This is a genomic window from Mycolicibacterium tokaiense (assembly GCF_010725885.1).
GTDB classification, from domain to species: Bacteria; Actinomycetota; Actinomycetes; order Mycobacteriales; family Mycobacteriaceae; genus Mycobacterium; species Mycobacterium tokaiense.
The window spans coordinates 3,803,855-3,823,346 of sequence record NZ_AP022600.1 but is presented as its reverse complement, the minus strand read 5'-3'; the positions used below and the strand labels follow the sequence as shown (position 1 = coordinate 3,823,346).

16 protein-coding genes are annotated in these 19,492 nt (G+C 68.4%); 10 read left to right on the top strand and 6 right to left on the bottom strand.

All coding sequences use genetic code 11. The features are described 5' to 3' along the window. The first annotated feature begins 3 nt into the window (after positions 1–3). Genes nuoL through nuoN form a run of 3 tightly spaced genes read left to right on the top strand, consistent with a single transcriptional unit; the run spans position 4 to position 5,002 of the window. A complete protein-coding gene (gene nuoL / locus G6N58_RS18570; protein ID WP_115277721.1) occupies positions 4–1,881 on the top strand; it encodes an NADH-quinone oxidoreductase subunit L in 1,878 nt (625 codons plus the stop codon). Then, positions 1,881–3,437 (top strand): NADH-quinone oxidoreductase subunit M, encoded by a 1,557-nt coding sequence (locus G6N58_RS18565; RefSeq protein ID WP_276016333.1) that lies wholly within the window; start codon positions 1,881–1,883, stop codon positions 3,435–3,437. Before nuoL ends, G6N58_RS18565 begins: the two co-directional genes overlap by 1 nt. After that, positions 3,434–5,002 carry an NADH-quinone oxidoreductase subunit NuoN gene (gene nuoN / locus G6N58_RS18560; RefSeq protein ID WP_163908247.1) on the top strand — a complete coding sequence of 523 codons (1,569 nt, stop codon included), beginning with the start codon at positions 3,434–3,436 and terminating at the stop codon, positions 5,000–5,002. The genes G6N58_RS18565 and nuoN overlap by 4 nt, the downstream gene beginning before the upstream one ends. On the opposite strand, the gene G6N58_RS18555 is transcribed toward nuoN, so the two are convergent. Next, positions 4,985–6,688: an amidase gene (locus G6N58_RS18555; protein WP_115281422.1), complete on the bottom strand. Its 1,704-nt coding sequence runs from the start codon at positions 6,686–6,688 to the stop codon at positions 4,985–4,987. The genes nuoN and G6N58_RS18555 overlap by 18 nt on opposite strands. 259 nt (positions 6,689–6,947) lie before the next feature. Here G6N58_RS18555 and G6N58_RS18550 point away from each other — a divergent pair, with 259 nt between their 5' ends. Beyond that, positions 6,948–7,961, top strand: a complete 1,014-nt coding sequence (locus tag G6N58_RS18550; protein WP_172544962.1) for an SDR family NAD(P)-dependent oxidoreductase — start codon at positions 6,948–6,950, stop codon at positions 7,959–7,961. On the opposite strand, the gene G6N58_RS18545 is transcribed toward G6N58_RS18550, so the two are convergent. Next, positions 7,940–8,791, bottom strand: coding sequence for an SDR family NAD(P)-dependent oxidoreductase (locus G6N58_RS18545; protein ID WP_115281423.1), 852 nt, complete (start codon positions 8,789–8,791; stop codon positions 7,940–7,942). The genes G6N58_RS18550 and G6N58_RS18545 overlap by 22 nt on opposite strands. Before the next feature lie 9 nt (positions 8,792–8,800). Beyond that, on the bottom strand, positions 8,801–9,406 hold the full coding sequence (locus G6N58_RS18540; RefSeq protein ID WP_068916027.1) for a TetR/AcrR family transcriptional regulator: 606 nt from the start codon (positions 9,404–9,406) through the stop codon (positions 8,801–8,803). Positions 9,407–9,446: 40 nt separating this feature from the next. Between G6N58_RS18540 and G6N58_RS18535 the strand changes: the two genes are divergently transcribed. Together G6N58_RS18535 and G6N58_RS18530 are read left to right on the top strand one after the other, a co-directional pair. After that, positions 9,447–10,586 carry a phosphotransferase family protein gene (locus G6N58_RS18535; RefSeq protein WP_115277724.1) on the top strand — a complete coding sequence of 380 codons (1,140 nt, stop codon included), beginning with the start codon at positions 9,447–9,449 and terminating at the stop codon, positions 10,584–10,586. Further along, complete coding sequence (locus G6N58_RS18530) at positions 10,586–11,698, top strand: Rv3169 family protein (RefSeq protein ID WP_115277725.1); 1,113 nt, start codon at positions 10,586–10,588, stop codon at positions 11,696–11,698. The genes G6N58_RS18535 and G6N58_RS18530 overlap by 1 nt, the downstream gene beginning before the upstream one ends. Positions 11,699–11,704: 6 nt before the next feature. Here G6N58_RS18530 and G6N58_RS18525 read toward each other — a convergent pair whose 3' ends face one another. Then, positions 11,705–12,679, bottom strand: coding sequence for a TIGR03617 family F420-dependent LLM class oxidoreductase (locus G6N58_RS18525; RefSeq protein WP_115277726.1), 975 nt, complete (start codon positions 12,677–12,679; stop codon positions 11,705–11,707). Positions 12,680–12,701: 22 nt separating this feature from the next. On the opposite strand from G6N58_RS18525, the gene G6N58_RS18520 reads away from it, so the two are divergent. After that, positions 12,702–14,048 carry a flavin monoamine oxidase family protein gene (locus G6N58_RS18520; protein ID WP_232068113.1) on the top strand — a complete coding sequence of 449 codons (1,347 nt, stop codon included), beginning with the start codon at positions 12,702–12,704 and terminating at the stop codon, positions 14,046–14,048. 13 nt (positions 14,049–14,061) lie between these two features. Here G6N58_RS18520 and G6N58_RS18515 read toward each other — a convergent pair whose 3' ends face one another. Beyond that, a complete protein-coding gene (locus G6N58_RS18515; protein ID WP_115277728.1) occupies positions 14,062–15,000 on the bottom strand; it encodes an alpha/beta fold hydrolase in 939 nt (312 codons plus the stop codon). A gap of 100 nt (positions 15,001–15,100) precedes the next feature. Here G6N58_RS18515 and G6N58_RS18510 point away from each other — a divergent pair, with 100 nt between their 5' ends. Beyond that, a complete protein-coding gene (locus tag G6N58_RS18510; RefSeq protein WP_232067926.1) occupies positions 15,101–15,565 on the top strand; it encodes an SRPBCC family protein in 465 nt (154 codons plus the stop codon). A 12-nt stretch (positions 15,566–15,577) separates the two neighbouring features. Here the strand turns inward: G6N58_RS18510 and G6N58_RS18505 are convergent, their stop codons facing one another. After that, positions 15,578–16,897 carry a S1C family serine protease gene (locus G6N58_RS18505; RefSeq protein ID WP_115277730.1) on the bottom strand — a complete coding sequence of 440 codons (1,320 nt, stop codon included), beginning with the start codon at positions 16,895–16,897 and terminating at the stop codon, positions 15,578–15,580. 333 nt (positions 16,898–17,230) lie between these two features. Here G6N58_RS18505 and G6N58_RS18500 point away from each other — a divergent pair, with 333 nt between their 5' ends. Continuing rightward, positions 17,231–18,004: a DeoR/GlpR family DNA-binding transcription regulator gene (locus G6N58_RS18500; protein WP_115281424.1), complete on the top strand. Its 774-nt coding sequence runs from the start codon at positions 17,231–17,233 to the stop codon at positions 18,002–18,004. Next, the gene (locus G6N58_RS18495) at positions 18,001–19,482 is read left to right on the top strand and encodes an FGGY-family carbohydrate kinase (RefSeq protein ID WP_115277731.1); all 1,482 of its coding nucleotides are present in this window, start codon (positions 18,001–18,003) and stop codon (positions 19,480–19,482) included. The genes G6N58_RS18500 and G6N58_RS18495 overlap by 4 nt, the downstream gene beginning before the upstream one ends. Positions 19,483–19,492 lie beyond the last annotated feature (10 nt).

Sequence of the window (19,492 nt, the reverse complement as noted above, 5' to 3'; positions counted from 1 at the left end):
CCGATGGACCTGCTGTGGTTGATCGTGGCGCCGCTGGCCGGCGCTGCGGTGCTGCTGCTCGGCGGGCGCGCCACCGACGCGTGGGGGCACCTGCTGGGATGTGCCACCATGGCCGCCGCGTTCGGCACGGCGGTGGCGCAGTTCGTCACGCTGCTGGGCCGGGCGCCGCAGGACCGGGTGATCCACCAGGTGCTGTTCTCCTGGGTGCCGGTGGCCCAGCTGCAGCTGGACTTCGGCCTGCAACTCGACGCGCTCAGTGTGTGTTTCGTGCTGCTGATCACCGGGGTCGGCCTGCTCATCCACATCTACTCCGTCGGCTACATGGCCGACGACCCCGACCGCCGGCGATTTTTCGCCTACCTCAACCTGTTCGTCGCCGCCATGCTGCTGCTGGTGCTCGCCGACAACTTCCTGGGCCTGTACATGGGCTGGGAAGGGGTGGGCCTGGCCTCGTATCTGCTGATCGGGTTCTGGTCGCACAAACCGTCGGCAGCGACCGCAGCCAAGAAGGCCTTCGTGGTCAACCGCGTCGGCGACATCGGCCTGGCGGTGGCGCTGATGGTGATGTGGGCCGATGCCGGCACCCTGTCCTACGCCGGAGTCTTCGACGCGGTACCGGCCCTCTCGGGCGGCACGGTCACCGCCATCGGGCTGCTGCTGCTGTTGGCGGCCTGCGGGAAGTCGGCCCAGTTCCCGTTGCAGTCGTGGCTCGGTGACGCGATGGAGGGCCCCACCCCGGTCTCGGCGCTCATCCACGCCGCCACCATGGTGACCGCCGGGGTCTACCTGATCGTGCGCTGCGGCCCGATCTACGACGCCGCCCCGATCGCCCAGGGCGCGGTGGTGACCATCGGCGCGATCACCCTGGTGTTCGGCGCGATCATCGGCTGCGCCAAAGACGACATCAAGAAGGCGCTGGCGGCATCGACGATGTCGCAGATCGGGTACATGGTGCTGGCCGCGGGTCTGGGCCCGGCCGGCTATGCCATCGCGATCATGCACCTGCTCACCCACGGGTTCTTCAAAGCCGGGTTGTTCCTGGGCGCCGGCTCGGTGATGCACGCCATGGGCGACGAGACCGACATGCGCCGCTACGGCGGGTTGCGCCGGTACCTGCCGGTCACCTTCGCGACCTTCGGCCTGGGGTACCTGGCCATCATCGGTGTGCCGCCACTGGCCGGCTTCTTCTCCAAGGACGCCATCATCGAGATCGCCTTCGCCGCAGGCGGACTCACAGGCGCACTGTTGGGCGGGGCGACCCTGCTGGGCGCCGGCATCACCGCCTTCTACATGACCCGGGTCATGCTCCTGACATTCTTCGGCGAGAAACGCTGGAATCCCGACACCCACCCGCATGAATCCCCCGCCCTGATGACCGCACCCATGATCATCCTCGCCCTGGGATCCGTCGGAGCCGGCGCCGCACTGGCCATCGGCGGCACCCTGTCAACCTTCCTCGAACCGGTCGTCGGCACCCACGAAACCCACCACGTCATCCCCGTCTGGGCCATGACCACCATCACCTTGGCTGTCGTCGCCGCCGGCATCGGAGTGGCCTACCGCAGCTACGCCACGCGTCCGGTGCCGGAGACCGCGCCGCAGGACGTGTCGGCGCTGACGGTCGCCGCCCGCCGGGACCTCTACGGCGACGCGTTCAACGAGGCGGCGTTCATGCGACCCGGCCAACGCCTCACCCACGATCTGGTGTCCGTGGACGACAAGGGGGTCGACGGGGCGGCCGACGGACTGGCCGCGCTGATCGGGGCGGCGTCGCGGCGGATGCGCACCGTCCAGACCGGTTTTGCCCGGTCCTATGCGCTGTCCATGCTCGCGGGCGCCGCCCTGGTGGTGGGCGCCGTGCTGGTGGTGAGGGTGTGGTGATGAACATCCCCTGGTTGACCGTGCTGTGGGCCGTCCCCATGGTGGGGGCCGTGCTGATCATCCTGCTGCCTGCCGCGGCCCGGCAGCTGGCCAAGTACCTGGGTGTGGCGGTGGCGCTGGCGGTGCTCGCCGTGGCGCTGGTGCTGGCAGTCGGGTTCGACCCGGCCGGCGCGCAGTACCAGTTCGTCGAGGACCACCCGTGGATCCCGTCGTTCGGCACCGGGTACATCCTGGGTGTCGACGGGATTGCGTTGGCGTTGGTGGTGCTGACGGCGGTGCTGGTACCGCTGCTGTTGCTGGCCGGGTGGAACGACACCCAGGACCAGACGGCACTGTCGGGGCGATCGGCGCACAGCTACGTGGCCCTGACCCTGGCCGTCGAAGGCATGGTGCTCATCTCCCTGGTGGCGCTGGACGTGCTGCTGTTCTACGTCTTCTTCGAGGCCATGCTCATTCCGATGTACTTCCTCATCGGCGGTTTCGGGGGCGCGGGCCGCGGCAAGGCGGCGGTGAAGTTCCTGCTGTACAACCTCTTCGGTGGCCTGGTGATGCTGGCCGCCGTGGTGGGGCTGTATGTGGTGACCGCCAACAGCACTGCCTTCGACGGCGGCACCTTCGACTTCCGCGCCATCGTCGCCGCGGTGTCCTCGGGTGAGTTGGCGGTGGACCCGGCCATCCTCAACGCACTCTTCCTCGGGTTCATGTTCGCGTTCGCGATCAAGGCGCCGCTGTGGCCGTTCCACCGATGGCTGCCCGACGCAGCGGTGGAATCCACCCCGGCCACCGCCGTGCTGATGATGGCCATCGTCGACAAAGTGGGCACCTTCGGCATGCTGCGCTACTGCCTGCAGCTCTTCCCGGAGCCGTCGACGCTGTTCCGTCCGTTTGTCATCACGCTGGCAGTCATCGGCATCGTCTACGGCGCCATTGTCGCCATCGGGCAGACCGACGTCATGCGGCTCATCGCCTACACCTCGATCAGTCATTTCGGCTTCATCATCCTCGGCATCTTCGTGATGACCAGTCAGGGTCAGTCCGGGTCGACGCTCTACATGGTCAATCACGGCATCTCCACCGCCGCACTGTTCCTGATCGCCGGGTTCCTGGTCTCGCGCCGCGGTAGCAGGCTCATCGCCTCCTACGGGGGCGTACAGAAGGTGGCGCCGGTGCTGGCGGGCACCTTCCTGGTCGCCGGTCTGGCCACCCTCTCCCTGCCTGGTCTGGCACCGTTCATCAGCGAGTTCCTGGTCCTCATCGGCACGTTCACCCGCTACCCGGTGTTCGCGGTGCTCGCCTCGGCGGCCCTGGTGCTCTCCGCGGTCTACATCCTGTGGCTGTATCAGCGCATGATGACCGGACCCGTCACGGTGGACAGCAAGGGGGTGCGTGATCTGGTGCCACGCGAGATCGCCGTGGTCGCACCGCTGATCGCCCTGCTGCTGGTGCTGGGCGTGTATCCCAAACCGGCGCTGGACATCATCAACCCCGCGGTGGAACACACGTTGACCACCATCGATCAACAGGATCCCGCGATCGCGGAAGGGACGGTGCCGTGAACGCACCCAGCGTCGAATACTCGTTGATCCTGCCCATGCTGATCGTCTTCGGCGCCGCCGTGGCCGGCGTGCTGGTGGAGGCGTTCCTGCCCCGCGGTGCGCGGTACCGCAGCCAGGTGGTGCTGTCCCTGGGCGCGCTGGCCGCAGCCTTCGTCGCCGTGGTGGTGCTGGCGCGTGACCTGCACGGCACGCCGGGTCAACTGGCCGTCATGGGCGCAGTGGCCGTCGACCCGGTGACGCTGTTCCTGCAGGGCACCGTGCTGCTGATCGCCATCCTCGGCGTGCTGCTGATGGCCGAGCGCCGCATCGTGACCGGCAGTGGCGGCGAGACAACGGGTTTGGATGGGTTCACCCCTCAGGCATCGGCCATCGCAGGCAGTGTGGCGGAGAAGGTGGCAGTCAAGGCGGGGGTGGTGCAGACCGAGGTCTTCCCGCTGACGATGTTCGCCATCGGCGGCATGCTGCTGTTCCCCGCCGCCGAGGACCTGCTGACCATGTTCATCGCCCTCGAGGTGCTGTCCCTGCCGCTGTACCTGCTGTGCGGGCTGGCTCGCCGGCAGCGCCTGCTCTCCCAGGAAGCCGCGCTGAAATACTTTCTGCTGGGCGCGTTCTCGTCGGCGTTCTTCCTCTACGGCGTCGCGCTCATGTACGGCTACAGTGGCACGTTCTCGCTGTCGGGCATCGCCGACGCAGTCGCCACCGACACCGGAACCGGCGGGCCCGCCATCGTGCTGATCGGCATCGGGCTGCTTGCTGTCGGGGTGTTGTTCAAAGTGGGTGCCGTGCCGTTCCATTCGTGGATCCCCGACGTCTACCAGGGAGCACCCACCTCCGTCACCGCATTCATGGCGGCGGCCACCAAGGTGGCGGCGTTCGGCGCGATGCTGCGGATCTTCTACGTCGCGCTGCCCGAACTGCGCGACGACTGGCGGCCCATGATGTGGGCCATCGCCATCCTGACCATGGTGGTGGGCACCATCACCGCCGTCACCCAGACCGATGTCAAACGTATGCTCGCGTATTCGGCCGTGGCCCACGCCGGGTTCATCCTCACCGGCGTCATCGCACTCAACGACAACGGCCTGTCCGGCACGCTGTTCTACCTGTTCGCGTACGGGTTCTCGACGCTGGGCGCGTTCGCGGTGGTGAGCCTGGTGCGGTCCCCGGACGGGGAGGAGGCCACCGGCCTGGCGCAGTGGGCCGGGTTGGGTCGCCGTTATCCACTGGTGGGCGTAGTGTTCTCACTGTTCCTGCTGGCGTTCGCCGGCATACCGCTGACCAGTGGTTTCGTCAGCAAGTTCGCGGTCTTCAAGGCCGCCGGTGAGGGCGGGGCCATTCCACTGGTGATCGTCGGTGTGATCGCCAGCGCCATCGCGGCCTACTTCTACGTGCGCGTGATCGTGCTGATGTTCTTCACCGATCCACCCTCCGACGCTCCGGAGGTGGTGAACCCCAGCTCGCTCACTGTCGCCACCGTGACCGTGGCCGCCGCCGTCACCTTCGCCCTCGGTGCGCTGCCCCAACCGTTGCTGGACTTCGCCACCGGCTCAGCCCTGTTCGTCTAGCTCCGGGGTACGCGGAGGGACGGTGCGCCGCGCGCCGGTGGCTTCGAACGCCGCCGCGAAACGCAGCAATGCGGTGTCGTCATACGCGCGTCCGGCGAAGGTCAATCCGACGGGCATGCCGATGTCGGCCATCGTCCCCATCGGCACCGTGACGGTGGGGATGCCGAGATGACGCGGCACCAGGTTGCCGTTGGCCACCCACACCCCGTTGCGCCAGCCGAGATCGGCCGAGGCGGGGTTGACGTCCATGTCCGCCGGGCCGACATCCGCGACGGCAGGGAACACCACCGCGTCGAGCCCGAGCTCGTCCATCCACTGTTCGAGATCGGTCATCCGCGTCTGTTCCAGACCGCGCAGACCGCTCTCCAGGTGCGGGATGTCCAGGAAGGTCTCGACGTGGTGGGCAGCCACGACGGCGGGATAGTCGTTGATGTCGTCGTCGAACCCGTCCACCCGGTCCGGCAGTGCGCCTTCCGGGTGCACCCAGATCCGGCTGCCGTCGACATCCGCGAGCCGGTTGAGTGCGGGATCGTTGTTGGCGCGCAGGAAGTCGTCCCAGAACCATGCCGAAAGCTCGCGGATCTCCTGGTCCAGGAACTCGGCACTGACCAGTCCCCTGGTCCGGATGGTCGGCGCCCCGGGCCGGTCGCCTTCGTAATTCGTCACCACAGGAAAGTCGACCAGCACCACTTCGGCTCCGGCGGCGCGCAGGTCGGCTTCGGCGGCGCGGTAGAGCGCCATCACCGACTCCCGGGTGTGGATCGGCTGGCCGGTGGCACCGCCGATCCCCGCGCCGCCGGCGTCGGGGTCGGCGTTGACGTACATGCGCGGAACGCCGAACCGCTTGCCGGACAGTGAAGCACGATGGCGCAGAGCGACGTAGGACTCGGGGCGCACCTGTGAGGCCCGCGGAATGCTCACCCAGGGCTGCGCGCGCCACAGATCGCCGCGGGGGTCGCTGTCGTCGGCGACGATGACGTCGAGGACCTCGAACATGTCGGCCATCGTTCTGGTGTGCGGTACCACCACGTCCATGGTCGGCACCAGCGGCCAGTTCCCGCGCACCGAGATGACACCGCGAGACGGCGTATACGCGCACAGTGCGTTGTTGGTCGCCGGAGCCCGACCACTGGACCAGGTCTCTTCGCCGAGGCCGAACGCTGCGAAGCTGGCGGCGGTGGCGGTGCCCGAACCGTTGGACGACCCGGAGCCGAACGCCGCGGTGAGGTAGTCGGCGTTGTAAGGACTTTCCGCGCGGCCGTAGAGCCCGCGCTGCATACCGCCGTTGGCCATCGGCGGCATGTTGGTCAGCCCCAACAGGATGGCGCCGCCGGCGCGCAAGCGCTCCACGGCGAACGCATCACGCTGGGCGATCAGGGTCGCGAAAGCGTGTGAACCCGCAGCCGCGGTCATCCCCCGCACCAGGTAACTGTCCTTGGCGGTGTACGGGATGCCGTCCAGCGGGCCCAGGCTCTCCCCGCGGGCCCGGCGCCGGTCCGCTCCCGCGGCCTCGTCGAGGGCCGCGGAGTTCAGCTCCACGATGGCGTTCAACAGCGGGCCGTTGCGGTCGTAGGCGTCGATGCGGGCCAGGTAGGCCTCGACCAGCGCCACACTGGTGACCTCACCCTCCTGCAGCGCTGCGCGCAGGTCGGCGATGCCGGCCTCGACCACGGAAAAACTCACCATGGCCATGAGATTAGTGACCGGAGATTGGCGGCGGGCGCAGTGGCCAGAGTGCCCAGTCATGACCCTGGTGTTGACGGCCGGTGACGGTGCGGTACGAGTCCTGACACTCAACCGCCCGCCCCGACATCAGCGGGTTGGCCGGACGCAAGGACGAGGTGGCCGCCAGGAACAAGCAACAGATACCGAGCCCTTGACCAAACGGAGCGTCGCTCCATATAGTGAGACGGAGCACTGTTCCGCTTCTCCCAGATTGCCGTCTATGACCTCCCACCACCAACATCCGCTGGGCTCAGGCTTCACAGCCGCGTCCACCACCGCAGACATCCTGGCCGGAGTCGAGCTCACCGGCGTCAATGCCGTTGTCACAGGCGGCCATTCGGGACTGGGTGCCGAGACCACCCGTGCGCTCGCCGGAGCCGGTGCCGCGGTGACGGTCGCGGCTCGCAACCCCGATCGGGCCGCGCAGGCGCTTTCCGGGCTCAACGTCGACATTCGCCGACTGGACTTGATGGATCCACTGTCCATTGACCGGTTCACCGCCGGCTGGCGGGAAACCGGCCGCCCGTTACACATCCTGATCAACAATGCCGGGTTGCCGGCCCCCGCCGCAGTGCAGCGAGACGCACGCGGCTTCGAGGCGCAATTCGCCACCAATCACCTCGGCCACTTCCAGTTGACACTCGGCCTGCTCCCCGTGCTGCGTGCCGCACGAGGTGCGCGGGTGGTCACCGTGTCTTCCGGGGCCCAGCGTTTCGGTCACATTCGTTGGGAAGACCTGCATTTCGAGAACGGTTACAACCCGGACGTTGCTTATGCGCAGTCGAAGGTCGCCAACGTGTTGTTCACCGTCGAGCTCGATCGTCGTTATCGCACCGACGGCATCCGCGGCTATGCCGTGCATCCAGGCGTGGTGGTGGGCACCGCCTTGAACGCCGCCGGCGGACCCGAGCAGTTGCGCACGATGGGCCTCATCGACGCGGCCGGCCACGCCATCATCCGGCCCGAGACCGGGCGCAAGACCGCGGCACAGGGGGCAGCCACCATCGTGTTCGCCGCCACCAGTCCGCTGCTGGCCGGAATCGGCGGCGTGTACCTGATGGACAACGACATCTCACCTGTGGTGGCCGGCGATGTGCCGATGACCTTCAGCCCGGACCAGGCGATTCCCGCCGAGGTCGCGCCGCACGCCATTGATCCGGAGTCCGCACGGCGGCTGTGGCAACTCAGCGAGGAGTTGGTGTCCCCTACACATCACGACCGGAACGGCAGATAGCTCCCGTCGAGCACCTCTCGGTGCCCGATGGTGCGGCCGGTCACCTGGGCAGGCTCCACCAGCGCCAGCCGCACCACCGCTTCGGCGAATTCGTCCTCGGAGCCGGTCTCGTCGAAATCGGTGCGGTAATAGGACAATCCGGGCGTCATCATCGGCAGTGACGGCGACAGGGCATTGACCGAGATGTTGTGACGGGCCAGTTCGTAGGCCGCCGAGGAGGTCAGGTGTTCCAGCGCCGCCTTGGAGCCGCCGTAGCCGGGCAGGATCCCACCGGAGACGTCGTTGTAGGGACCGGAGCCGGGGATGCGCGATGCCACCGAGCTGATGTTGATGATCGCGCCGTGACCCGCCTCGATCATGCCGGGGGCCGTCAGTTGCATCAGTTCATAGGGGGCGAACACCGCGATCTCGAAGTGCCGGCGAAAGGCCGGCAGCGGTGTTCCCACAAACGGGGGCCAATCCGGTCGCGGTGCAGCCGCTCTGACAGCGGTTCGTCTTGGCGCGCCGCCGGGGCGCCCGGGCGCGGTGAAGGCGGCGTTGTTCACCAGCACCGTGATGGGCCCCAACGCCGAGCGGGCGTGCTCGACCAACCGGGGAATGTCGTCACGGTCCAGCAGGTCGGCTCGGATGGCGACCGCGCGACCGCCCGCCGCCTCGATCTGGTGCACCGTCTCGCCGATGGTTCCGGGCAGTCGGTCGTCCCACACCTGCTCGGTGCGCGCCACGACGGCCACCGCCGCCCCCTCGGCGGCCAGCGCCAGCGCCGTGGCCCGGCCCAGTCCACGACTGGCGCCCGTCACGATGGCGACCTCACCGTCGAGTCTGCCCATGTCCACCCGTCACTCCTTCTTCACACCGTGCACCACGATGGCCGCGGTCTGCGCCACCCAGGTGTCATCGAGGTCGCCGGCCGGGTTGAGCAGCAGGCGGATCAAGGTGCTGCCGCCGATCACCTCGACCAGTCGGTCGGGATCGATATCCGGGTGGACCTCGCCGCGTTCCACGGCGTCCGACAGGCGCCGGCGGATGACGCCGAAGACATCACCGAAGCGGGCCATCACCCGTGCGCTCAGTTCGGCGTCGGTGGCCATGTCGGCGATCAGCCCGGGTAACGCCGCGCGCACCACCGGTGAGACGAAGACATCGCGGGTGGCACCGATCATGGCGTGGATGTCGGCGGCGATGTCGCCCGCCGGCATGCGCAGCGCGGTGGGAGCAGCGGGAAAGGCTGCCTCGTGCACGATCTCGGCCTTGCTGGACCAGCGGCGGTAGAGCGCCGTCTTGGTGGTGCCGGCCCGCTCCGCGATGGCGGCCATCGTGATGTTGGCATAACCGATTTCGACAAGCAGGTCCGCCGCGGCCGCGAGTATGGCAGCGTCAATGCGAGGGTCGCGGGGACGTCCGGCACCCGGAGGCTTGTCTTCGGGGTACGGGTCTGCTTTCATAACGCTACCCACCGTATCGTATTACCAACGCGGAGGATCCATGGCCACAGAACCGGCCGTCGAAGATGTCGGCCGTCTGCAGCGTTCCAGCCGGGACGTCACCACCTTGCCCACGGTGCTCGCGCAGTGGCTCTCCACGGTGCTGCCCGGCGCCGTCACCCCGGACGTCACCGTCGAGAGTGGGATCGACTCCAACGGAATGTCCTCCGAGACCATCGTGCTCACCGGCCGCTGGCACCACGACGGCGCCGACGTGGAACAGAAGTGGGTGGCCCGGGTGGCGCCCACGCAGGCCGACGTCCCGGTGTTCTCCTCCTACCGGCTGGATCACCAGTTCGAGGTGATGCGGCTGGCCGGCGAACTGACCGACGTCCCGGTGCCCACCGTGCGGTGGCTCGAAGACACCGGGTCGGTGCTGGGCACCCCGTTTTTCCTGATGGATCACGTGGACGGCATCGTGCCACCCGACGTGATGCCCTACACCTTCGGCGGCAACTGGTTCTTCGACGCCGCGCCCGAACAACAGCGAGCGCTCCAGGACGCCACGGTCGCAGTCATCGCCCAGTTGCATTCAATTCCTGACGCCAGCAACACATTCGACTTCCTCGCACAGGCCGACCCACCGGGTGACACCGCGCTGCGCCGCCATTTCGGCTGGCTCAAGGAATGGTACGACTTCGCGGTACCGGACATCGGCAACTCCCCATTGGTCGAGCGCGCACTGGCCTGGCTCGATCACAACTTCCCCGACGAGGTGGCGGCCGCCGAGCCCGTGCTGGTCTGGGGTGATTCCCGCATCGGCAACGTGCTCTACCGCGACTTCGCACCGGTGGCGGTGCTGGACTGGGAGATGGCCTGCATCGGGCCCCGCGAGCTCGACGCCGCTTGGATGATCTTCGCGCACATGGTCTTCCAGGAGCTGTGCGGATTGGCAGGCCTGCCGGGGCTGCCGGAGGTGATGCGCGAGGACGACGTGCGCAGCACCTACCGCAACCTCACCGGCATCGAGCTGGGTGACCTGCAGTGGTTCTACACCTACTCCGCGGTGGTATGGGCCTGTGTGTTCATGCGCACGGGGGCGCGCCGGGTGCGATTCGGCGAGATCGAGAAACCCGACGACGTGGAATCGCTGTTCTACCACGCATCGTTGCTGAAACGGCTGATCGGAGAAGACAACTGATGCTCGGCCCGATGGATGAGTTCCCGGTTCACCAACTGCCCCAGCCGATTGCCTGGCCGGGGTCCAGCGACCGCAACTTCTATGACCGCTCGTATTTCAACGCCCACGACCGCAGCGGTGACATCTTCGTCATCACCGGCATCGGCTACTACCCCAACCTCGGTGTGAAGGACGCGTTCTTCCTGGTGCGGCGCGGTGACACCCAGACCGCCGTGCACCTCTCAGATGCCATCGACGCCGACCGGCTCCACCAGCACGTCGGCAACTACCGGGTGGAGGTCGACGAGCCGCTGCACAAGCTGCGCATCATCCTCGATGACACCGAGGGCGTGGCCGCAGATCTCACCTGGGACGGCCTGTTCGACGCGGTGCAGGAACAACGCCACATCCTGCGGGCGGGCTCCCGCGTGACGCTGGACGCCCAGCGGTTCGCCCAGGTGGGCGCCTGGAGCGGCACCATCACCGTCGACGGTGCGGACATCGCCGTCGACCCGGCCCGCTGGATCGGCACCAGGGACCGCTCCTGGGGCATCCGCCCCATCGGCGAACCGGAACCGGCCGGCCGGCCCGCGGACCCGCCGTTCGAGGGCATGTGGTGGCTCTACGTGCCCATGGCGTTCGACGACTTCGCCATCGTGCTCATCATCCAGGAGGAGCCCAGCGGCTTCCGCTCCCTCAACGACTGCACCCGCATCTGGAAGGACGGCCGGGTGGAGCAACTGGGCTGGCCGCGGGTGAAGATCCACTACCGCTCGGGCACCCGCATTCCCACCGGCGCCACCATCGATGCCACCGCCGGCGACGGTTCGGCAGTGCGCTTCGAGGTGGAATCCAAGCTGGCCGTGCCGATTCACGTCGGGGGCGGCTACGGCGGCGACTCCGACTGGATCCACGGAGTGTGGAAGGGCGCGGACTTCACCGAGCGCCTGACCTACGACATGACCGATCCCGCCATCGTCGGCCGCGCCGGGTTCGGCGTCATCGACCATGTGGGCCGCGCGGTCTGTCACGACGGTGGTTCCCAGCGCGAAGGCTGGGGCCTGTTCGAGCACGGCGCGCTGGGCCGCCACGACCCCTCCGGCTTCAGCGATTGGCTGACCGTCGCCCCCTAGAGCACATCACAGGTGGTCGACGATGGCGGCCAGGGCCTCTACGGGGATCGGGCCCGGCTGATACAGGCACACCGTATCCGCCACGCCGGCAACACGTTTGCGGATGTGCTCGGCGATCTCGGCCGGCGTGCCGCAGGCGGCGATGGTGTGCAGCACCTCGTCATCGATCAGCGCGCCCATATCCTGCCAGCGGCCCTGCTTGGACAATGCGTGCAGTTGCGGCTGCAGATCTCCCCAGCCGTGGATGTCGAGCACCGGCTTGTAAGCCGGGGTGGACCCGTAGAACGCCAGCAGCCGTCGGGTCGCAGTGTGGTCCTCGCCGGCGGAGACGATGATCTCGGGCACCACGGCGAAGTCGGCCCCGCTGCGCCCGGCCGCGGCCAGGCCGTCGCGCACCGCGGGCATGGTGGACTCGTGCAGGAACTTCGCCGACCCGAACGGCATCACCAGCAGGCCGTCGGCATGCTCGGCGGTGGCCCGGGTCAGCCGCGGACCCAGCGCGCCGACGTAGATCGGCGGCGGCCCAAACGGATTGGGGCCGGGGCTGAAGTTCGGCGTCATCAGCGTGTGGCGATAGAAGTCGCCCTCGAACCGCAACCGTTCGCCGGTGTTCCAGGCCTCGAAGATGGCCCGCAGCGCAGCGATCAGCTCGACCATCCTGGCCACCGGCCGGTCGAAGTCAGCGCCGAAGCGCTTCTCGATCTGCGTGCGGATCTGGGTACCCAGCCCGAGGGTGAAGCGGCCCTGGCTCATCAGCTGGTGGTCATTGGCCTGATGGGCCAGGTGAATCGGATTGCGCGGAAATGCAATCGCCACATTGGTCATCAGATCCAGCCCGTCCACGGTCGACGCCAGGGTCAGTGGGGCGAAGACGTCGTTGGGTCCTTCAAATGTGAAAACGCCGGTGGCTCCGGCATCTTTGAGTTCGTGGGCGCGGGCGATGGCATTCGTGGGTCCGAACAATGCCGTCTGGATCTTCACGTCAGCAGCTTATGCTGCTTCACTGGTATCCGTGCGTGATCGTGTCGACGTCGTGGTGGTGGGTGCCGGGTTCGCGGGCTTGACCGCCGCCCGGGAGCTGGTCCGGGCCGGGCTCCAGGTGCTGGTGCTGGAGGGCCGCGACCGGGTGGGAGGCCGAACCGCGCCCGGATCGGTGGCCGGGGTGCCGGTGGACCTGGGGGCGGCGTTCGTCGGCCCCACCCAGGACGCCGTACTGGCCCTGGCCGCCGAACTGGATTGTCCGACAACACCAACCCACAACAGCGGAGCCAACCTGATCCGGTGGCGGGGCCGGGTGCGGACGTATTCCGGCACCATTCCGTCGCTCTCGCCGGTCAGTCTGGCCGACATCGCCCGGATCCAGTGGCAGTTCGGCCGACTGGCGCGCTCGGTGCCGGTGGCTCGACCGTGGGCGGCGCCGCGGGCGCGGGCACTCGACGACCAGTCGCTGGCGGACTGGTTGCACGCGGTGCGGGCCACCGCGGGGACCAGGGATCTGCTGGCGATCATGTCGAGGGTGACCTGGGGTTGTGAGCCGGCGGACGTGTCGCTGCTGCACGCACTGCGCTACGTCAAGGCAGCCGGCGGTCTGGACCGGATGCTGGACGTGCGCGACGGCGCACAGCAGGATCACTTCGCGACGGGAACCCACCAGATCGCGGTGCGGATGGCTGCCCAGCTGGGTGACCGGGTGCAGCTGAGCGCCGCCGTGGAGGCGGTGGAGCACGGGGACGCCGGAGTCAGCGTCGTGTCGACGGCCGGCACCGTGACCGCGCGGGCGCTGGTCGTCGCCGTCCCCCCACAGCACCGCGGTCACATCACCTTCTCCCCCGCACTTCCCGACGGCAGCGCCCAATTGGCCCGGGTATGGCCACAGGGCGCGTTGAGCAAGGCCTTTGCCGCCTACGAGAGCCCGTTCTGGCGGGCCGACGGCAAGTCCGGCCAGGCCCTGTCCGACGGCGGGCCGGTGTTCATCACCTTCGACGTCAGCCCGGCCGACGGCCCGGGGATCCTGCTCGGCTTCGTCGATTCCCGGCAGTTCGACGGGTGGGATCCGGCCCGGCGCCGCGCCCAGGCATTGGACTGTTTCGCCGAGCTGTTCGGCGACGCGGCCCGGCACCCGGTGGATTACGTCGATTTCTGTTGGGGCAGTGAGGCGTTCTCGCCGGGCGGCCCCACCGCAGCGGTGCCGCCCGGATCATGGACGACGGTGGGGCGCTGGCTGCGCGAGCCTGTCGGGCCCGTCTTCTGGGCCGGCACCGAGACTGCCGACGTCTGGACCGGCTTCCTCGACGGCGCGGTCCGCTCGGGCCTGCGGGCGGCCCGGGAGGTGGCCACGGCCCTGGGGTGACACCGCCGGGCGGCTATCCGGTCGACGAGGTGTCCTGCGTGGCCGACTGAACCAGCCGGCGCAGCTGTTCGTTGACCTCGGCCGGGCGTTCCAGGATGGCGCAGTGGCCACCGGGCAGTTCCACCAGGCCGGCCAGGTTGGGCAGGTCCCGGGCGATCCGGCGGGAGGAATCAATCGGCAGCAGCCGGTCGTGTTCACTGCCGATCACCAGCGTCGGCACAGTGAGGCCGTGCAGCCTGATGTGCCGCTTCTCGATGGAATCGACCAACGCGCGGGCACACCCGGCGCGGCCCGCCGGCGGGGTGGCGGCGTACAGGTCGTACACCAGATCAGCGACGTCTGGGGCCGCATCACGCCCGACCGCCAGTGCGGCGACGAAGCGACGGCTGGGCCGCGCGGCCGCGCGCAGCGCCGGGACACCGCCGAAGGTGCGGATGATGCGGGAGCCGACGGCCACCCGCCCGCCCGCCAGCCGTGGTGCCACGGACAGGAACCGGACCTGACGGACGATCTCGCCGGTGGTGGTGTTGATGAGCGCCACCGCGTCGGCACGCTGGGCGACCTTGTGGGGGTAGCGCTCGGCCCACGACGTGATGGCGACACCGCCCATCGAATGCCCCGCGATCACTGCACGCTCGCCCGGGGCGAGCGTGGCCTCGAGGACCGAATCCAGGTCGGAGGCCAAATGATTGAGGCTGTAGTGCCCGCGCGGCGGCACCCCACTGCGGCCATGGCCCCGGTGGTCGAATGCGATGACCCGATGGTCGCGGGCCAGGTCGTTGATCTGCTCGTGCCAGACACTGATGGCGCAGGTGATGCCGTGCGCCAGGACGATCGGGTATCCGTCCGGCGGCCCGAAGACCTCGGTGTGGAGCCGGGTCCCGTCGGCCCCGCGAACGATCGCGGGCCGACCAGGTGGCAAAGGGACGTGCCGTACCGGGTGCACTGCCATGGATCGACCTCCCGCGCCGTGGCCGCGGGCACCCTTGCCCCGACCGTGTGACGAGTTTACTCGACAGCTGTCAACTATCGGCGCTGCAATACTCGGAGCCGTGTCCGAATTCGAGTACTCCGCCTCCATCGACATCGACTCCGACCCCGAGGCGCTCTACGCGCTGGTCTCCGACGTCACCCGGATGGGCCAGTGGAGCCCCATCTGTCGTGCGTGCTGGTGGGACGAGGGCGCAGGCCCCCAGGTCGGCGCATGGTTCACCGGCCGCAACGAAACCCCCGATCGCACCTGGGAGACGCGTAGCCAGGTGGTGGTGGCCGACAGCGGGCGGGAATTCGCCTGGGAGGTCAACGAGGGTTGGGTGCGCTGGGGATTCGTCCTGACGCCCATCGACGGTGGAACCCGCCTGACCGAGCAGTGGACGTTTCTCCCCAAGGGCCGGGCGGGGTTCGCCGAGCGCTACGGCGATCAGGCCGACGCCCAGATCGCCGTGCGCACCGAGGCCGCCCACCGCGGCATCCCCGAGACGCTGGCCGCGATCAAGCTCACCGCTGAGCAGCGGTGAGCTCGATCGGACTCAGGCCTGGCCCAGGGTGACCTCCGCGGTCTGCGGGTTGCCCGAGTCGTCCAGGTAGGTCAGTGAGACCTGGTCGCCGGGTGCCTTGGACCGCACCGCCGCGATCAGCGCCTCTGGGCCGTCGATCACCCGATTGTCCAGCTTGGTGATCACCGCGCCGCTGGGCAGGCCCGCGGCGGCAGCCGGGCTGCCCGCCTCGACCTGGGCCACCGCGGCGCCGTTGTCGCTGGCGCTGTTGCCCAACTGCACACCGAGTGAACCGTGCGTGGCCTTGCCGGTCGAGATCAGCTCATCGGCGATGCGCTTGGCCTGATCGACGGGGATGGCAAAGCCCAGGCCGATGGAACCGCTCTGCGCGTCCGGAGATCCCTGGCCACCGCCCATGGTGGCGATCGCGGAGTTGACCCCGATCAGCCGACCGTTCATGTCGACCAGCGCACCTCCGGAGTTGCCGGGGTTGATGGCGGCGTCGGTCTGGATGGCGTCGAGCACCGAGAGTTGCTGATCGGCTCCGCCGCCGGCGGCCACCGGCCGGTCCAGTGCGCTGACGATGCCGGTGGTGACGGTGCCCTGCAAGCCCAGGGGTGACCCGATGGCCACCACGTTCTGCCCCACCTTGACGTCGGACGACGATCCGATGGTGATGGGGGTCAGACCCGAGACCCCTTGCGCCCGAATGACTGCCAGATCCCCGGCGGGATCCGTGCCCACCACGGTGAACGGGGCGGTGCGACCGTCCGAGAACGTCACCGTCTTCTGCACCTCGCCGCTGGAGGCCAGCTGTGCGCCGGCCTCGGCGGGCAGCCCGGCCACCACGTGATTGTTGGTCAGGATCAGGCCGTCCTGCGAGAGCACGATGCCCGACCCTTCCCCACCCTCGCGGCCCATGCGCATCTCGATCTTGACGACGCTGGGCATGACCTTCGCCGCAACCTGCTCGACAGAGCCGGCCGGCAGGTCCGCGGCCACCGGCTGGCTGGGCGCCGAGGCGATGGTGGCCTGCATGGCGGCCGAATGGTCCGCCTCGGTGGTGACGGCGGCAGCCGCACCGATGCCTGCGCTCACCACGGCGACGGCCACCGCACCCACCACCAGTGCTCCGCGACCCTTCTTCGCACGGCGCGAGCGCCGGTTTCCGGCCGACGAAACAGGTTGATGCCCAGCGTGATACGAGCCCTGGCCGGGACCGGGGTAGGGTCCGGTCGGCTGCTGCGCGTAACGCCAGTCGTAGCCCGGCTGCGGATAATACTGCGCCGCAGAATGACTCGGATCCTGGCGCGGGTCAGGCCGGTTCGCGGGATACTGCGACGGGTTGCTCATCGTGTTGTTCTCTTTCTCAAACGCCCTAGGGCACAGCTCGTTAAGCACAAGGTGCCTGGTGTCGCTGAGACGTCACTGAGAGTGGGCTCTGGGAAGCCCGAGACTTTTCTGCCCACGGTGAAAACTTTGCTCGCAGCGGCTCAGCCTGGACCCGGCAGCTCGCCACCGCGACGTCGCCGCCCCACCGCTCCTCGCGGAAAACTTCGCTATGTGTGGACAGTGCACACGGTCTGTCATATATTCACACGACCACCTCAAAACGGGGTCTAAAAGCCGACTGACTGGAGAAGAGCTTGTGAATTTTCCACAGCAGTCGCAGGTGTGCCGGTGGACCTGAAGCGTCGTCGGGACGAGATCGAACAACGCGTCCGTGAGCACCGCGAGGTCGGATACGCCGAGCTGGCGCTTGCCTTCGACGTCTCCGAGATGACAATTCGACGCGACGTCGAGGCGCTCGAGTCCCTCGGCGTCGTGCGGCGGGTGGTCGGTGGCGCAATCGCCATGCAAGGTAAAGACACCGAACCGTCCTTTGCCACCCGGATGGCGGATGCCGCGCAAGAGAAAAACCACATCGCCGAGGTGGTCGCCGACCTGATCAGCCCCAAGGAGACGGTGATCCTCGACTCCGGGAGCACCGCACTGGCAGTCGCCCACTCACTGCGGGGCCGCGGCCTCGGACTGACCGTCGTCACCCCGAGTGTGCTGGTGGCGCTGGCACTGGTCGATGAGCCGGAGACCACGGTGGTTCTCACCGGTGGTCAGCTGCGTACCGGGGAGCTGAGCCTGATCGGACCCAGCACCGAGCAGACGCTGGCGAACTACAACTGCGACACCTACGTCATGGGCGTCGCGGGCATCGACGGCGATCGCGGAATCTCCGACTATCACCAGGCCGAGAGCCAGGTGAAGCGGGCCGCCAGTAGCCGCGCCGACCGCGTGATCGTGGCCGCCGACCGCAGCAAGCTCGGTCGCGTGACCTTCGTGAGCATCGCCGGGTTGTCCCAGGTGCAGGCCATCGTCACCGACGGCGCCCCCGACCATCCCACCTTGGTGGCCGCGCGCGCCGCCGGTGTGGACGTCATCTGCGTAGAGGGAGAGGTGCGGTGACGCGCTACACGATCGGTGTCGACATCGGCACCACCGGCACCAAGACCGTGCTGCTGGACACCACTGCGGGCATCGTCGCCACGGCCACGCGCGAGACCGCGTTGCACTCACCGGCACCGGGCTTCGCCGAGGCCGACACCGCCCAGTGGTACCGCAACACGATCGAGTCCATCAGAGAAGTGATGAGCACCGCCGGGGTCTCGCCCGACGCGGTGGCCGCGGTGGCCACCTCCGGCATGGTGCCCGCCGTGATCCCAGTGGACGGTGCGGGAAAGCCGTTGCGTCACGCCATTCTCCAGAACGATGCCCGCGCCCACGCTGAGGTCGCCGCCCTGGCCGACGCTCTGTCCGGTGTCGACCTGGTGACCTTGACCGGGTCGGCGCTGACGCAGCAGTCGGTGGCGCCGACGCTGGTCTGGCTACGGGAGCACGAGCCCGACGTGTTCGCGGCCGCGGCGCACTGGGTCGGTTCCTACGACTGGGCGCTGTCCGCCCTCGGCGCTCCCGCGCATGTCGAGCAGAACTGGGCGCTGGAATCCGGCTTGTTCACCGTCGACGGGGATATCGCGGACGCGGTGTTCCGGGCCGCCTCCCTGGACCCCGCCACCATGGCGCCGGTGCACCGGCCCGGCGCACGAGTCGGCGCACTCAGCCCCGATGCCGCCGAAGAGACGGGCCTGCGACCGGGCACCGCACTCGTGGTCGGCGGTGCCGATCACGTACTGTCCGCCTACGCGGCCGGAGTGAACAAGCCAGGCGATGCACTGGTCAAACTCGGTGGTGCAGGCGACATCCTGGTGGCCAGCGACACCAAGGTGGTGGACCGGCGGCTCTACCTCGACGCACATCCGGTGCCGGGCCGCTGGCTGCCCAACGGATGCATGGCGACCAGTGGCAGTCTGATCCGGTGGTTCCAGAGCCTGATCGGCGGGACTGCATTGACCGACCTCGATGACGAGGCGGCTGACCGCGCCCCCGCCGAGATCCTCTGCCTGCCCTATTTTCTCGGGGAGAAGAGCCCCATCCACGATCCCGACCTGCGCGGTGTGTTCGCCGGGATGCACCTGGGGCACACCCGGGCCGACCTGTACCGCTCGGTACTGGAGGCCATCGCCTTCGGGTTCCGGCACCACGTCGATGTGTTCGGCGACATCGGCATTCCGTTCACCCGGGTGATGATCACCAACGGGGGCTCGAAATCCACGCTGTGGAAGCAGATCCACGCCGATGTGCTCGGTCACGAGATGCTGCCGGTGTGGGGACACCCCGGTGCGTCGTTGGGCGCGGCGGTGATCGCCGCCATCGGCGTCGGCGAACTCGACGACTGGTCCGATGCGGACCGGTTCATCGCCTTGGAGAAGCCCTTCGTCCCGGATCCCGCCCGGCGCGACGCCTACGATGCCGCGTACGCAACCTGGCAGGAACTCAGCGCCGCCATGACCCCGATATCACACGCAATCGCCCGCACCACCCGTTGAGATGAACCGA